Source organism: Kocuria himachalensis (assembly GCF_054784195.1).
Genome location: NZ_BAAGPL010000016.1, coordinates 1 through 14,775, shown reverse-complemented (window position 1 = coordinate 14,775; position 14,775 = coordinate 1). Strand labels below are relative to the sequence as shown.

Here is a 14,775-nt window from a genome sequence, read left to right as displayed (position 1 = left end):
GGGAGCGTGCCCCGGCTCAGCCGGCGAGCACGGCGGCGCTCAGACCCGCGGCGAGCACCCCGGCCACCGCCCACGTGAGGCGGTAGGCCCGGTGGTAGTGCTCCTCGCGGCGGAGCTCGAGCCGGGCGGCGGTGGCGGCATCCGGTGCGGTCCGCGCGCGCTCCAGCCGGCCGATCGCCCCGAGGTAGCGGCTCCAGTGCAGGACTGCCAGGGCCCCGACGGCGAGCAGCACCGGGATCGCGGCCAGCGGCACCCAGTGGGCGGCGGACTCGGGCATGACGGGCCTCCGGATCGGGTCTGCGGTCGTTCCCCCCAGCATGTGTGCACGAGCAAAAGGTTGTCTGTCCGCTCTCCTGGGGAGCCGCCGTCCGCGCCCGGCGGGCCGCGCGCACGCCCTCGGCTTAAGCACAGCAGTTCCCATGCTTTCGTCAGGCCGGCCTTGCTACGCTGGACGCACATCTCGCACATCAGTGCCACGGAAGGACCCCTCAATGGCCGGCGGTAACCCGCTTCTCCGCGATCTCTCGAAGCCGGGCGCAGGCAGCGCCCAGTCCCACGGGAACCAGTACGGACAGAGCTCGTACGGAACCCCCTACCAGCAGCAGCCCGGCTACGGACGGACCGGCTACCAGCAGCCCGGCTACCAGCAGGGCGGCTACCAGCAGGGTGCCCCGTACTCGGCCGATCGCCTGGACTCGATGTACAACGCCCCGGCCGCCGGGACGAACCAGACCGGCCGGATGACCTACGACGACGTCATCATGCGCACCGCCACGGTGCTCGGCGCCGTGGTCGTCGGCGCGCTCGCGGGCTGGATCATGCCGATCCTCACCATCCCCGGTGCCCTCGTCGGTCTCGTCCTCGGTCTGGTCAACGCCTTCAAGCGCGAGCCCTCGCCCGCGCTGATCCTCGCCTACGGCCTGTTCCAGGGGATGTTCCTCGGCGGCATCTCGGGGATGTTCGAGGCCATGTACCCGGGCATCGTGGTGCAGGCCGTGATCGGCACCATCGCCGTGTTCGTCTCGGTGCTCGTGCTCTTCCGGTCGGGCAAGGTCCGGGCCTCCCCGCGCGCCACCAAGATCTTCATGGTCGCGCTCATGGCGTACGCCGTCTTCGCGCTGGTCAACCTGGGCGCGGTGCTGCTGTTCGGCTTCAACATCCGCACGGACAGCCCGCTCGGCCCCTGGCTGGGCCTGCTCATCGGCGCCGTGGCCATCCTCCTGGCCGCCTACAGCTTCGTGCTGGACTTCGACAACATCAAGCGCGGGGTCGAGGTCGGCGTCCCGGAGAAGATGGCCTGGTCCGCGGCCTTCGGCCTGACGGTCACGCTGATCTGGACCTACGTCGAGATCCTGCGCATCCTGGCGATCATCCGGGAAATGACTTCGAACTAGGTCCTCGCCCCGGCTGCGTCACCCCCGACGGCCCGGCACCCGCTCACCGCGGGTCCCGGGCCGTCGTCGTGCCGTGGCCCGCGGGCGCAGGACGGGCGCGGAGGCACGGGCTCAGTGGTACGAGATCCGGGGCCCGGGCGTGGGCCGGGTGGCCGCGTGCTCGGCGGCCACCCCGCGGGGCGGGCGGCCCACGAACAGCCAGCCGAGGAGCTTCTCCTCCTCCGCCAGCCCGTAGAACGCGCGGACCGCGTCCTCGCCCTCGCCGTCGCGGTGGGACCAGACGGTGCCCCAGCCGGCGGCCCAGAACGCCGCCTCGAGCAGGGGACGGGCTCCGTGCGCCGCGTTCAGCTGCTCCTTGCGGGGGACGCCCAGGGAGTCGTCGGGACTGAAGACGAGCGCGCAGCCCAGGCCGCCCGTGCTCGCCCACTTCAGCGCGCCCCGGAAGGCAGCGAGCCGGCGCAGCTGCTTGCCCTTGAGCCGGGGGAAGGGCGCCGACATGTTGGGCACCCGGGTCAGTCCCGCCAGTGCGGCCGCGAGCTCCGGCGCGGAGCGGCGGGTGGTCACGGCCACCCGCCAGCTCAGCCCCGGATCGGCGGCCGCGGTCCCCGCGGCCGCGCGGAGCACGTCCTCCAGCTCCTCCCGCGGTGGAGCGTCCGGGGTCAGGCCGGGAGCCGGCCGGCGCTGGGCGAGGACGCGGAGGAAGGTGCGTGACATGCCGCCAGTCTTCCACCGCCCGCGCTCGGCGGGCCGGACCGGCCCGCGGATTCGTTCCCCGGCCCCGGCCGGGGGGCGACCGGCGGTCGGACCGGCGTGCCAAGATGGCTCCATGCCTTCGACATCGCACGACGCCGAGCGGCCTCTGCGTCCGCCGCCCGGCACCGAGCTCCCCCCGCTGCACGGCAACGCCGCGGGCGGCGTCGCCGTCTCGGTGCGGGTGGCCGCGGCGTGGTCGTGGCGGCTCCTCATCATCCTCGCGGCCGTGGGCCTGTTCGGCTACATGCTGTCGACGATCACGGTGGTCATCATCCCCGTGCTCATCGCGGGTCTGCTCGCCGGGCTCCTGTTCCCGCTGGTGAAGTGGCTGCGGGGACGGCACGTGCCGGCCGGCCTGGCCTCGGGCACCGCGGTCCTGCTCCTCATCGCCCTCGTGACGGGTCTGCTCGTGCTCGCGGGCCGGCAGATCGTGCTGGGTTTCGCGCAGCTGTCCGAGAACGTCGTGGTCGGCACCCAGCAGCTGCTGGGCTGGCTCGAGGACGGACCGCTCAACCTCAGCGCCGACAGCGTGAACGACTGGATCGACGACCTCGGCACCACGGTCCAGGACAACAGCGAGGCCATCCTCTCGGGGGCCATGTCCTTCGGGTCGACGGCGGGCAACGTGCTGACCGGCATCATCATCATGCTCTTCACCCTGCTGTTCTTCCTCATGGACGGGGAGCGGATCTGGCTCTTCCTCGTCCGGCTCTTCCCGGTCAGCGCGCGGCGGGCGGTCAACGGCGCCGGTCGCCGGGGCTGGACCTCGCTCGTCCAGTACGCGCGGATCCAGGGCTTCGTGGCGTTCGTGGACGCCGTGGGCATCGGGCTCGGCGCGGCGCTGCTCGGCGTCCCGCTCGCCCTGCCCATCGGCATCCTCGTGTTCCTGGGCTCCTTCGTCCCGATCGTGGGCGCCGTGCTCACCGGCGCGGTCGCCGTGCTCGTCGCCCTCGTGGCCAACGGCTTCGGCACCGCCCTGGCCATGCTCGCCGTGGTCCTCCTGGTGCAGCAGATCGAGTCCAACGTCCTCCAGCCCCTCGTGATGGGCCGGGCCGTGTCCCTGCACCCCCTCGCGGTCTTCCTCGCCGTCGCGTCCGGCACCATCCTCTTCGGCATCGCCGGTGCCCTGTTCGCGGTGCCCGTGATGGCCTTCCTCAACACGGTGGTGCGCTACCTGGTGGGCGGGACGTGGAAGGAGGACGACGAGATCCCGTGGGAGCCGTACTACTTCCCGTGGGAGATCAAGAAGCACGCGCGCAAGAACGAGCTCACCCGCGACCAGATCATGGCGCAGCTCCAGCGCTTCCGCCGGACCCGCGCCAAGGAACGGCTGCAGGCCGCGCTCAAGCGCGGCCGCCGGGACGACCGCGCCCGGGCCGCTGGGGGAACGGGGCCGGGCAACGGCCGGAGCGCCGGACAGGGGAGCGCCCGGGGGACAGGGCAGGGGACCGGCCGCGAGGCTCCCTCCGGGCCCGAGCGGTCACCGGGCAACGACTAGGATGAGGACCGCGCCCGCCGCCGGCGGGCGCTCGCCGTGACCGGACCCAGGGGGTCCGCCGCGGTCCCGCCCTGACGCACCGACCGGGAAAGAAGACGCACCGTGAGCCTGGCCGAACTGCCCGTCCGTCTCGCCGACATCCAGGACGCCGCCGCGCTCCTCGAGGGCGTGATCGACCGGACCCCGGTGGCCCACTCCCGGGCGCTCTCCCGGCTGGTCGGCTCCGAGGTCAACCTCAAGGCCGAGAACCTGCAGCGCGCGGGCTCCTTCAAGGTCCGCGGCGCCTACGTGCGGATGGCCAAGCTCACCGACGAGGAGAAGGCCCGGGGCGTCGTGGCGGCCTCCGCCGGCAACCACGCCCAGGGGGTGGCCCTCGCGGCCGCCAAGCTGGGCATCACCGCCCGCATCTACATGCCGCTGGGCGCGGCCCTGCCCAAGATCGCCGCGACCCAGGACCACGGCGCGGAGGTCATCCTGCACGGCACCAGCGTGGACGAGGCCCTCGCCGAGGCGCAGCGCCACGCCACCGGGACCGGCGCGGTGTTCGTCCACCCCTTCGACCACCCGGACATCGTGGCCGGGCAGGGCACGCTCGGACTGGAGGTGCTCGAGCAGGTGCCCGACGTCGACACCGTCATCACCGGCGTGGGCGGCGGGGGACTGCTCGCCGGCATGGCCGTGGCGGTCAAGGCCCGCGCCGAGCAGCTCGGCCGGCCGATCCGGCTCATCGGCGTGCAGGCGGAGAACGCGGCCGCCTATCCGCCCTCCCTCGCGGGGGACGCGCTCGTGACCCTCGACCGGGTCTCGACCATCGCGGACGGCATCGCCGTGGGCAAGCCGGGGCAGCTGCCGTTCAGCATCATCAAGGAGCTCACCGACGACGTCGTGACGGTCTCGGAGGACTCCCTCGCCCAGGCGCTGATCTTCCTGCTCGAGCGCAACAAGCTCGTGGTGGAGCCGGCCGGCGCCGTCGGCGTCGCCGCCCTCCTGGACGGCCGCCTGCAGGCCGCGTACCCGGACCTCGGCAGCACGGTGGTGGTGCTCTCGGGCGGCAACGTCGACCCCATGCTCATGCTCAAGGTCATCCAGCGGGGCCTCTCCGCGGCCGGCCGGTACATGACCATCAAGATGATGCTCACCGACCGCCCGGGCGAGCTCGCGCGCATCTCCCAGCTCATCGCGGTCCAGGACGCCAACGTCACGGGCGTGGACCACACCCGGATCGGCGGCTCGCTCAGCCTGGGCGACGTGTCCATCACCATCGACATGGAGACCAAGGGGCACGAGCACTGCCGCCAGATCCTCCGGGCGCTCGAGGCGGAGGGCTACCACCCCGTCGTCGTGCACTGATTGTCGTCCGGCACCGGTCGCGGCCTCCGACGACGACGGCGCCGGTTCCCGCGGGGACCGGCGCCGTTCGTGGACGGGGCGGCGTCAGGAGCGGCGCCGGCCGGTGAGGTAGGTGACGAACGCGCTGACGAACGTGGCGAAGACGAAGACGTTGCGCAGGCTGCCGGGGGCGCTCGCGGCCGGGTCGCCCTGACCCGCGAAGTGCAGCACGACGGCCACGACCCCGAGCACCGCCGTCAGCACCATCAGGACCGTGGTGCCGGGCCCGGGGCTGCGCAGCCAGTGGGTCGTCACAGGAGCCTCAGACCTGGAACGGCTTGGCGTCCAGGATCTTCACCGGGATCTCCTTGCCGTTGGGAGCGGTGTAGGACAGCTCGTCGCCGACCCGGTGGCCGGAGATCGCGGAGCCCATCGGGGACTTCTCGGAGAAGACCTCCAGCTCGCTGCCGGCGGCCAGGTCCTCGGCCACCTCGCGGGAGCCGATGAGGAAGGTCATCGCCTCGCCGGCGATCTCCGCGGTGACGACCATGCCGGCCTCGACGACCCCGTCGTCGGCAGGGGCCTCGCCGACCTGGGCGTTCTCCAGCAGGTTCTTGAGGTGGACGATGCGCCCCTCGTTCTTGCTCTGCTCCTCGCGGGCGGCGTGGTAGCCGCCGTTCTCCTTGAGGTCGCCCTCCGAGCGCGCCTGGTCGATGCGCTCCACGATCTCGTGCCGGTACGGGCCGGAGATGTGGTCGAGCTCCTTCTTCAGGCGGTCGTACGCCTCCTGGGTCAGCCAGGCGCCGGTCTTGTTCGTGGTGGTCACAGTCTCTCCTCGGTGAACGGGCGGTCGGGCCGCGGCTGGCCGTCCGGGGTCCGGGCGGGTCCGCGGCGGACCGGGACGACGGCGTGGGGGCCGCCGGCGGTGCGGGGGTCCGCTACGCAAAGACCCCGCCCCGGTGCGGGTCGTCCGTTTCGGACGGGGTCCGGCTGCCGGGGACGGGGAGTCCTGATCCCCAGTCTAGGCGGGGCGGGCGGACAAGCCCAAAGCTTGACGACGACGGCGACACACGGGCGCTGCGTCCGCCGAGGGGCTCAGTCCTCGAGCCAGCAGGAGTCCACGACCGCGGTGGTCGCCAGGTTGGTGGTGCGCACGGCCGCCCGGTGCGAGCTCGTCCCGCCGTCGCCCAGCCGGTCCTCGGGTACGGCACCGATGGTCACCTCCGCCCAGCCCACCACGGCGTACTCCTGGTTGAGGGCCTGCACCGCGCACGTGACGACGTCCTCGGGGCGCTTGGTGAGCTCGAAGTCCGCCGTGGCCCGCGCCTCCGAGACGACGTCGAAGCCGATGTCCTTGAACGTGGGGGCGCTCTGCCGCGCCGTGACCACCCAGACGACGAAGACGGCCGTGAGCAGGGTGGCCCCCAGGACGATCCCGGTCCAGCCGCGCGTCCCGATCCTGCGCTCGCGGCGGGCAGCTCCGTAGCGGTCGCGGAGCAGGTCTGGGGAGTCGGTGGACACGGCGGCCTCGGGTCTCGGGGGTCAGGGGGGCGGCGCCGGGCCCGGCGACCGCCCGACCACTGTAGCCGAGGCCCCTGGGAGCATCCCGGGCGCAGGACCGTCCGGCGAACGCGTAAAATGGGCGGCGGCCCGTGCCCGCACCGGCCGCGTCCCCGTCTCCCCGACCGTTCCCGAGAGGACCTCCCGAGTGACCTCCCTGTCAGAGATGCGCCTGCTGGCCGTCCACGCCCACCCCGACGACGAGTCGAGCAAGGGCGCCGCGACCATGGCCCACTACGTCCGGCAGGGGGTCGAGGTCATGGTGGCCACGTGCACCGGTGGGGAGCGGGGGTCGATCCTCAACGCCGAGATGGAGGGCCACCCGCATGCCGAGCGGGACCTGACGGGCCTGCGCCGGCACGAGATGGCGCAGGCGGCCACCGCGCTGGACGTCCACCACCGCTGGCTCGGCTTCATGGACTCGGGCCTGCCCGAGGGGGACCCGCTGCCGCCGCTGCCGTGGGGCTGCTTCGCCCTGCAGCCGCTGGAGCGCGCCGCCGCGCCCCTGGTCCGGCTCGTGCGCCGGTTCCGGCCGCATGTGATCCTCACCTACGACGAGAACGGGGGCTATCCCCACCCCGACCACATCCAGACGCACAACGTCTCCGTCGAGGCGTTCCGCGCCGCCGGCGACCCGGAGCGGTACCCGGGCCTCGGCGAGCCGTGGACCCCGCAGAAGCTCTACTACGACCGGGCGTTCAACATGGAGCGCTTCGTCGCCCTGCACGAGGCCCTCGAGGAGCGCGGCCTGCAGTCCCCGTACGCGGCCCGGATCGCGATGCTGCAGGAGAGCGACCCGGAGGGCCACCGCCCGCCGGCTCCCCGGCACGAGACCACCACCAAGGTGCGGTGCCCGGGCACGTTCGCGCTGCGGGACGAGGCGCTGCGCAGCCACCGGACCCAGGTGGCGCCGGACGGGATGTTCTTCGCCGTCTCCGCCGAGCTGCAGTCCCAGGTGTGGCCGTGGGAGGACTACGTCCTGGCGGAGTCCCGGGTGCCGACCGATCTGCCGGAGCACGACCTGTTCGCCGGGATCGTGGGCTGAGCGCCGCGATGACCACCGTGCTGAACGTGCTCGCCCTGCTGCCGGCGATGGCGCCCAACCCGATCGACGAGGGCACCCTGCGTCCCGGCCTGGACCCGAGCCAGGTGACCCCCGGGGTGGCGGGCTTCCTCATGACGCTGCTGCTGGCCGTGGCCGTGATCTTCCTCGTGCGGGACTTCAACCGCCGCAACCGGCGCCTGCGCTACCGCGCGGAGTACGCCGAGCGCCGCGCCGCCGAGGTGCGGGCGGCCCGCCACGCCGAGGCGGACGGCGCCGGGACCGGCGGAGCCGGGTCCGACCGTGCCCGGGCCGACGGCGCTCCGGCAGGCGGTGCCGGCGCGGGTCGGGCCGGGGCAGAGCCGGTGGCGCCGGCCGAGGAGCCGGAGGGCCCCGACCGGCGCGGCTGAGACCGGGGCCCGCCCGCGGGCCCGTGTGCAGGACCCGAGATCCGAGGAGCCCCCGTGCCCAACCGATTGACCGGACAGTCCTCCGCCTACCTGCGCCAGCACGCGGACAACCCCGTGGACTGGCAGCCGTTCGACGACGCCGCGTTCGCGGAGGCCGTCCGCCGCGACGTGCCGGTGTTCCTCTCGGTGGGCTACGCGGCCTGCCACTGGTGCCACGTGATGGCCCACGAGTCCTTCGAGGACCCCGGGATCGGCGCCTATCTCAACGAGCACTTCGTGCCCGTCAAGGTGGACCGGGAGGAGCGCCCCGACGTGGACGCGACCTACATGGCGGCCACGCAGCTGATCACCCGCCAGGGCGGCTGGCCCATGAGCGCGTTCCTCACCCCGGACGGGCGGGCGTTCCACGCGGGCACGTACTTCCCGCCCCGCCCGGCCCACGGCATGCCGTCCTTCCGGCAGGTCCTGGAGGCGGTGGCCGCGGCGTGGTCCACCCGCCGGGACGAGCTCGAGCAGGCCGCGGACGCGGTCGCCCGGGCGATCGCCGGGCAGGCGGAGGACCTGCGCTCCGCCCTCGACGGTGCCGCCGTGACCGTGCCGGCGACCGTGCCGTCGGAGAAGGACGGGACGGACCCGGCCGCGGTGGCGCTCGAGGCGCTCCTGCGGGAGGAGGACCCCGTGCACGGGGGATTCGGCGGCGCGCCCAAGTTCCCGCCCTCCACGGTGCTGCCCCTCCTGGAGCGGCTCGCCGCCGGCGGAGTCCCGGGGACCGCGGACCGGGCGCGGGGCCTGCTCGGGCGGACGCTCGGCGCGATGCGTGGCTCGGCGCTGTTCGACCACGTGGGCGGCGGCTTCTTCCGGTACTCCGTGACCCGGGAGTGGTCCCTGCCGCACTACGAGAAGATGCTCTACGACAACGCCCAGCTGCTGCGGGCCTTCGCGCGCGCCGAGGCCCTCGAGCCCGGCGCCGGCCACGGGCGGACCGCCGCGGACACCGCCGGGTTCCTGCTGGCCGGGCTGCTCCTGCCCGGCGGGGCGTTCGCGTCCTCCCTGGACGCGGACACGGCCGCCGCGGACGGCGACGTGCACGGCGGCGAGGGCGCGTTCTACGTGTGGCGCCGGTCCGAGCTGCGCGAGGTCCTGGGCGCCGACCGCGGCACGGCGGTGGCCGACCTCATGGGCGTGGCGGCCGGAGCCCCGCAGCCCCTGCACCCCGGGCGCGTCCTGGACGAGGCGGAGCAGGCCCTGTGGGACGGGGCCCGTCCCGCGCTCGCGGCCGCGCGGGCCCGGCGCCCGGCCCCGGCCCGGGACGACAAGGTCGTGGCCGGCTGGAACGGCATGACGGTCGCCGCGCTCGCGGAGGCCGGGGTGCTGCTGGGGGACCCGGCGCTCGTGCTCGCCGCCGAGGAGGCCGCGGGGCACTTGTGGGCGGTCCACTGGGACGCGTCCCGCCGGAGGCTGGCGCGCACCAGCCACGCGGGCTCGGCGGAGCACTCGATCGAGGGCCTGCTCGAGGACTACGCGATGGTGGCCGAGGGCTTCCTGGTCCTGTACCGGGCCACCGGGGCGACGCCCTGGTACGAGCGGGCCCGGGAGCTCGCCGACGTCGCGGAGGAGCGGTTCTCGCGGCGGGTCCCGGACGCCCCGGAGCGGGTGTGGTCCGACCTGGCCGACGTCCCCGCGCCGCTGCTCGCCGCCGGCACCTCCGGGCGGGCCGACCCCCTCGACGACGTCACACCGGCCGGGACGGCTGTGCTCGCGGCGGTGCTCGTGGAGCTGTGGGCCCTCGAGGAGGACGAGCGGAGGATGCGGCCGGTCGCGTCCCTGCTGGGCTCCCTGGACCTGCTGGCCCGCCGCTCGCCCCGCAGCGCCGGACGGGCGCTGGCCGTGCGGGCGGAGCTCGCGTCCGCCCCGGCCCACGTGGTGCTCGCGGGCGGGACGGCCGAGGACAAGCTCGTGGCGCGCCGGGCCGTGGGGCCCGCCGCGGTGCTGAGCACCAGGGTGGTGGACGCCGACGCCCCGGGGGCGCCGGGCGCGGCCCGCGGGAAGACCGCGCTCGGCGGGCGGTTCACGGTGTACGTGTGCCGGGACTTCGCCTGCCGCGCTCCCGTCCACTCGGTCCCGGAGCTCCAGGAGCAGCTGACCGGGGCGGGTCCGCTCAGCTGAGCATCGCGAGCATGATCGCCACGTAGTGCAGCACGAAGCCCAGCACCGTGAAGGCGTGGAAGACCTCGTGGAAGCTGAACACCTCGGGGAGCAGGCGCGGGCGCCGGGTGCCGTAGACCACGGCCCCTGTGATGTAGGCGATGCCCCCGGCGGCGGTGAGCGCGGCCGCCGGGGGGCTGGACTGCCAGAACTGCGGCAGGTAGAAGAGGGCCAGGCAGCCCATCACCACGTACAGCGGGGTGTACAGCCAGCGGGGCGCGAGGGTCCACAGCAGCCGGAAGAGCACCAGGCCGGCGGCGCAGGACCAGATCACCACCAGCAGCAGCCGGGACTGCCCCGGCGTCAGCAGCGCGACCGCCAGCGGGGTGTAGGTGCCGGCGATCAGCAGCGCGATGTTCGAGTGGTCCATCCGGCGCAGGACCATGTGCAGCCGCCGGGGCCAGTAGGCGCGGTGGTAGATCGCCGACACGCCGAACAGGAGGATGCCCGTCACGCCGTACACGGCGCACGCGATCCGCAGCTCGGTGGTGGGCGCCAGGAGGATCGCCACGAGGCCCAGGGCGACGACGACGGGCGTGAAACTCGCGTGGATCCAGCCCCGCCACGCGGGCTTGCGCTCCACGAGGCCCTCCAGCCCGTGCTCCACCGCCCCCTCGACGCGGCCGGCGGCCCGGCCCACGGGGCCGTGCGTGTGCTCCATGATCTTCCTTCCGGCGTGCTGGGCGTGAGTCCGTCCGGTCTCCCACCGGGTAGTTTAGGAGGCGTCGCCGAGAGCAGGCCGGGTCCGTGACCACCACCACGCCCGGCACCGTGGCCCCCACCACGTCCGGCCCCACCGCCGACACCGTGCGCGAGAACCCGGGAGGAAGCACAGATGCGCAAGCCACGGCCGCTCTACCGGTTCTACGAGCGCCGGCTCTCCGCCGAGCTCGACCCGCGGCGGCTGCCCAAGCACGTCGGCGTCCTCGTGGACGGCAACCGGAGGTGGGCCAAGCAGTTCGGCGCCTCGACCGAGGACGGGCACAAGGCGGGGGCGCAGAAGATCGTCGAGTTCCTCGGCTGGTGCCGGGAGCTGGACATCGAGGTGGTCACCCTCTACATCCTCTCGACCGAGAACCTCAAGCGCCCGGCCGCGGAGCTGGAGCCCCTGCTCGAGATCATCTCCGACCTCATGGACACCCTCACCGAGGCGGGCATCTGCCGGGTCCAGCCCGTCGGCGCCCTCGAGATGCTGCCGCCGAGGCTCGCGGCGTGCCTGGCGGACCTCACGGAGCGCACCGCGGACAACGCCGGCCCGCACCTGAACATCGCGGTCGGCTACGGGGGGCGCCAGGAGATCGTGGACGCCGTGCGGGAGGTCCTCACCGAGGCCCTCGACGCCGGCACGGACGTCCGGGAGCTCGCGCAGAGCCTGTCCGTGGAGGACATCTCCCAGCACCTCTACACGCGCGGGCAGCCGGACCCGGACCTGCTGATCCGCACCTCGGGCGAGCAGCGGCTCTCGGGGTTCCTCATGTGGCAGTCCGCCTACAGCGAGTACTACTTCTGCGAGGCGCTGTGGCCGGACTTCCGGCGCGTGGACTTCCTGCGGGCGCTGCGCGACTACGCCTCGCGGCAGCGGCGCTTCGGCGGCTGAGCACGCCGGTCCCCGCCCGTCGTCGTCCCGGGTGCCGGACCGGGGCCCGGGCGTCGCCCCTGGTGGTCGCGGGCAATTTCCGCGCCGTTCACCGTTTCTGCTCGCGTGGCGGGTCCGGTCCGCATACGTTGTCCTCAGGTGGACGGCGCGGACGCCGCCGACCGGATCGAGGAGGAAGGGCCGCCATGAGCATCTCCAAGAAGCAGGAGCGCATCACCGACATCTCCGCCCCCCTGGGCGCCGGGGTGCGCTCCTACGTGATCGACACGTCGGTGCTGCTGTCCGACCCCCGGGCGATCCTGCGCTTCGCCGAGCACCAGGTGGTGCTGCCCGTCATCGTGATCACCGAGCTGGAGGGCAAGCGGCACGACCCGGAGCTGGGCTACTTCGCCCGGCAGGCGCTGCGGCTGCTGGACGACCTGCGCGTGGAGCACGGCGGGCTCAACCGGCCCGTGCCCCTCGGGGACCAGGGCGGGAGCCTCGTCGTGGAGCTCAACCACGTCTCGGACACCGTCCTGCCGGTGAGCTTCCGGCTCAAGGACAACGACTCCCTGATCCTGGCCGTGGCGCTGAGCCTCGCCAACGAGGGCAAGGACGTGTGCATCGTCTCCAAGGACCTGCCGATGCGGGTCAAGGCCTCCGCCCTGGGCCTGGAGGCCGAGGAGTACCGGGCCGAGTGGGTCGGCTCCGACGTCGAGTGGTCCGGGACCGCGGCGCTCGAGGTGCCCGACGACGTGGTGGACCGGCTCTACGGCGGCGAGGCCGTCGTGGTCCCGGGCGCCGAGGGGCTGCCGGCCAACACGGGCCTGACGCTGCACTCCGTGCGGGGCAGCGCCCTGGCCCGGGTCCGCGCCAACAGCTCCGCCCGGGTGGTGCGCGGCGACCGGGACGTCTTCGGCGTGCACGGACGCTCCGCCGAGCAGCGGCTCGCGATCGACCTCCTCCTGGACCCCGAGGTGGGCATCGTGTCGCTGGGCGGGCGTGCCGGCACCGGCAAGTCCGCCCTCGCCCTGTGCGCGGGCCTGGAGACGGTGATGGAGCGCCGCGAGCACCGCAAGGTCATGGTCTTCCGGCCCCTCTACGCGGTGGGCGGTCAGGAGCTCGGCTACCTGCCCGGCTCCGAGGAGGAGAAGATGAACCCGTGGGGCCAGGCGGTGTTCGACACCCTCGGGGCGCTGGTCTCGCAGGAGGTCGTCGAGGAGGTGCTCGACCGGGGCATGCTCGAGGTGCTGCCGCTGACCCACATCCGCGGCCGGTCCCTGCACGACGCCTTCGTGATCGTGGACGAGGCGCAGTCCCTCGAGAAGAACGTGCTGCTCACCGTGCTGTCCCGCATCGGGCAGAACTCCAAGGTGGTCATGACCCACGACGTCGCCCAGCGCGACAACCTCCGCGTCGGCCGCCACGACGGGGTCACCGCCGTGGTCGAGGCGCTCAAGGGCCACCCGCTCTTCGGCCACGTCACGCTGACCCGCTCGGAGCGCTCGCCGATCGCCGCCCTCGTCACGGAGGTTCTGGGCGACCTGGACGGCTGAGCCCCGGCTCTGCCCGGCTCCCCGTCCGGGGCCCCGCCGCCGTCTCTGGGCGGTGGGGTCCCGGACGTGCCGAGGGCCTCCGGAGTCCCGGGGACCCCGGGGTCCGAGTGGACTTCAGGGGCCGACGGGCCAGGGCAGGTGCCTGCTCACGTCCGTGAGGTCCAGGCGCACCGAGCGGAAGAGGTCGTCGATGAAGTACTCGTCCACGGCTTCGACCCGCAGGTCGTGGCCCGTGCCGGCCAGCGGCCCCTCGAGCACCTCGGAGCGGACGCAGATCGCCGTCCGCTCGTCGAGGAGCACCCGGGTGCGGGCCGGGGCGAGGGGGTGCCCCGGCGTCGTCGGGGTGTAGGCGTGGCCGGGAGCGACCACGGCGGCGCGTACGCGCCGCCCGTGGTGGGTGCCGGTGCTGACGTCCTCGACCGTGCAGGGCCGCCGCTCCGGCAGATAGGGCGGCACGGGGGCGTCCCCGGCCAGCTCGACCGGGTCGAGGATGGCCTGCCAGCGACCGCCGCCGAAGACGGGGTCCCCGTAGGCCGCCTCGGGCCGGCGCTCGACGAGCCCGGAGTTCGTGAACACCGGGGCCACGAGCTGCGGCGCGAGCAGCCACGAGGCCGGGGTCGAGGCGACGTAGAAGTCGTCGCGGGACTGCTCCCGCGTGCCGGCCGTGTACAGCGGGGTGCCGTCCAGGGCTTCGACGCGCAACCCGTCCGGGCGGCGGACCCAGGCCCGGACCGGTCGGCGGGGCGCGGCGTCCCCCGGGGCCAGCCAGGACAGCACGAAGCGCACGGTGTCCCAGCGCCACGGCGAGGAGCGGCTCAGCGCGCAGAACTCGTCCGGGTCGTCGGGCGCGGGGACGGGGGAGCGGGGCATGGCCCCAGTCTAGGGACGGCCCCGTGCGTCCACAGGCGCCCCGTACCCGGCGGCGGCCGGGGCTACGATGCCCGGTGTGGGCACCTTCCTGACCGAGCAGTTCACCCGCGGGGACGTCGCCGGGTGGGCCGCCGGGGCGCTCGCGGTGCTCGGCACCGCCGTGCTCGCGGTCGCGTGCGCGTGGCTGTGGCGCACGGACGTCCGGGAGCACCGCCTGCCCGGCCGCGTGGTGCGCCCGCTCTACCCCGTGTGCGGGGTGCTGCTGGGCGGGGCGGCGGTCGTGGCCGGGGAGCCCGTCCGGCTGCTGTGGATGCTGTGGGGCCTGGTGGTCGTGGGCGGGCTGTACGTCCTGCTCCGCATGCTCCACCCGGGCGGAATGGGCATGGGCGACGTCCGGCTCTCCGGGCTGCTCGGCATGTGCCTCGGCTTCGTCTCGGTCTGGCACGCCGTGCTGGGGGCGGCGGCCGGGTTCGTGCTCGGCGGACTGGCCGGAGCCGTTCTCGTGGCGCTGGGCCGTGTCGACGCCCGCTCCCGGGTGGCGTTCGGCCCCGCCATGATCGCCGGAGCCCTCGGGGTCCTCCT

General features: G+C 74.0%; 16 protein-coding genes. 9 read left to right on the top strand and 7 right to left on the bottom strand.

Annotated features, from left to right (window positions below; translation table 11 throughout):
- Positions 1–16 precede the first annotated feature (16 nt).
- Positions 17–277, bottom strand: coding sequence for a hypothetical protein (locus ACYVM4_RS10890; protein WP_368821585.1), 261 nt, complete (start codon positions 275–277; stop codon positions 17–19).
- A gap of 214 nt (positions 278–491) precedes the next feature.
- Here ACYVM4_RS10890 and ACYVM4_RS10885 point away from each other — a divergent pair, with 214 nt between their 5' ends.
- Complete coding sequence (locus ACYVM4_RS10885) at positions 492–1,394, top strand: Bax inhibitor-1/YccA family protein (RefSeq protein WP_368821584.1); 903 nt, start codon at positions 492–494, stop codon at positions 1,392–1,394.
- 111 nt (positions 1,395–1,505) lie between these two features.
- Here ACYVM4_RS10885 and ACYVM4_RS10880 read toward each other — a convergent pair whose 3' ends face one another.
- The gene (locus ACYVM4_RS10880) at positions 1,506–2,108 is read right to left on the bottom strand and encodes a nitroreductase family protein (protein WP_460668583.1); all 603 of its coding nucleotides are present in this window, start codon (positions 2,106–2,108) and stop codon (positions 1,506–1,508) included.
- Between the two features lie 112 nt (positions 2,109–2,220).
- Here ACYVM4_RS10880 and ACYVM4_RS10875 point away from each other — a divergent pair, with 112 nt between their 5' ends.
- Together ACYVM4_RS10875 and ilvA are read left to right on the top strand one after the other, a co-directional pair.
- Positions 2,221–3,645 carry an AI-2E family transporter gene (locus ACYVM4_RS10875; RefSeq protein ID WP_368821582.1) on the top strand — a complete coding sequence of 475 codons (1,425 nt, stop codon included), beginning with the start codon at positions 2,221–2,223 and terminating at the stop codon, positions 3,643–3,645.
- A 102-nt stretch (positions 3,646–3,747) separates the two neighbouring features.
- Positions 3,748–4,995, top strand: a complete 1,248-nt coding sequence (gene ilvA / locus ACYVM4_RS10870) for a threonine ammonia-lyase (protein ID WP_368821580.1) — start codon at positions 3,748–3,750, stop codon at positions 4,993–4,995.
- A gap of 84 nt (positions 4,996–5,079) precedes the next feature.
- Here ilvA and ACYVM4_RS10865 read toward each other — a convergent pair whose 3' ends face one another.
- The 3 genes from ACYVM4_RS10865 to ACYVM4_RS10855 all read right to left on the bottom strand — a co-directional run bounded on the left by ACYVM4_RS10865 (position 5,080) and on the right by ACYVM4_RS10855 (position 6,495).
- On the bottom strand, positions 5,080–5,289 hold the full coding sequence (locus tag ACYVM4_RS10865; RefSeq protein WP_368821578.1) for a hypothetical protein: 210 nt from the start codon (positions 5,287–5,289) through the stop codon (positions 5,080–5,082).
- A gap of 7 nt (positions 5,290–5,296) precedes the next feature.
- On the bottom strand, positions 5,297–5,800 hold the full coding sequence (gene greA / locus ACYVM4_RS10860) for a transcription elongation factor GreA (RefSeq protein WP_368821577.1): 504 nt from the start codon (positions 5,798–5,800) through the stop codon (positions 5,297–5,299).
- Between the two features lie 269 nt (positions 5,801–6,069).
- Positions 6,070–6,495, bottom strand: coding sequence for a DUF4307 domain-containing protein (locus ACYVM4_RS10855; protein WP_460668582.1), 426 nt, complete (start codon positions 6,493–6,495; stop codon positions 6,070–6,072).
- A gap of 205 nt (positions 6,496–6,700) precedes the next feature.
- Between ACYVM4_RS10855 and mca the strand changes: the two genes are divergently transcribed.
- Genes mca through ACYVM4_RS10840 form a run of 3 tightly spaced genes read left to right on the top strand, consistent with a single transcriptional unit; the run spans position 6,701 to position 10,152 of the window.
- Positions 6,701–7,579 (top strand): mycothiol conjugate amidase Mca, encoded by an 879-nt coding sequence (gene mca / locus ACYVM4_RS10850; RefSeq protein ID WP_460668673.1) that lies wholly within the window; start codon positions 6,701–6,703, stop codon positions 7,577–7,579.
- Positions 7,580–7,587: 8 nt separating this feature from the next.
- Positions 7,588–7,986: a hypothetical protein gene (locus tag ACYVM4_RS10845; protein ID WP_460668581.1), complete on the top strand. Its 399-nt coding sequence runs from the start codon at positions 7,588–7,590 to the stop codon at positions 7,984–7,986.
- Positions 7,987–8,040: 54 nt separating this feature from the next.
- Positions 8,041–10,152: a thioredoxin domain-containing protein gene (locus ACYVM4_RS10840; protein WP_460668580.1), complete on the top strand. Its 2,112-nt coding sequence runs from the start codon at positions 8,041–8,043 to the stop codon at positions 10,150–10,152.
- On the opposite strand, the gene trhA is transcribed toward ACYVM4_RS10840, so the two are convergent.
- Positions 10,145–10,852: a PAQR family membrane homeostasis protein TrhA gene (gene trhA / locus ACYVM4_RS10835; RefSeq protein WP_368821571.1), complete on the bottom strand. Its 708-nt coding sequence runs from the start codon at positions 10,850–10,852 to the stop codon at positions 10,145–10,147. The two genes, ACYVM4_RS10840 and trhA, sit on opposite strands and share 8 nt — an antisense overlap.
- Positions 10,853–11,026: 174 nt before the next feature.
- Between trhA and ACYVM4_RS10830 the strand changes: the two genes are divergently transcribed.
- Together ACYVM4_RS10830 and ACYVM4_RS10825 are read left to right on the top strand one after the other, a co-directional pair.
- Positions 11,027–11,788: an isoprenyl transferase gene (locus ACYVM4_RS10830; protein WP_368821570.1), complete on the top strand. Its 762-nt coding sequence runs from the start codon at positions 11,027–11,029 to the stop codon at positions 11,786–11,788.
- Between the two features lie 185 nt (positions 11,789–11,973).
- Positions 11,974–13,323, top strand: coding sequence for a PhoH family protein (locus ACYVM4_RS10825; RefSeq protein WP_460668579.1), 1,350 nt, complete (start codon positions 11,974–11,976; stop codon positions 13,321–13,323).
- 114 nt (positions 13,324–13,437) lie between these two features.
- Here the strand turns inward: ACYVM4_RS10825 and ACYVM4_RS10820 are convergent, their stop codons facing one another.
- Complete coding sequence (locus ACYVM4_RS10820) at positions 13,438–14,193, bottom strand: hypothetical protein (protein ID WP_460668578.1); 756 nt, start codon at positions 14,191–14,193, stop codon at positions 13,438–13,440.
- 67 nt (positions 14,194–14,260) lie between these two features.
- Between ACYVM4_RS10820 and ACYVM4_RS10815 the strand changes: the two genes are divergently transcribed.
- Positions 14,261–14,775: prepilin peptidase (locus tag ACYVM4_RS10815; protein WP_460668577.1), on the top strand; the 515-nt coding region annotated here is incomplete at its 3' end.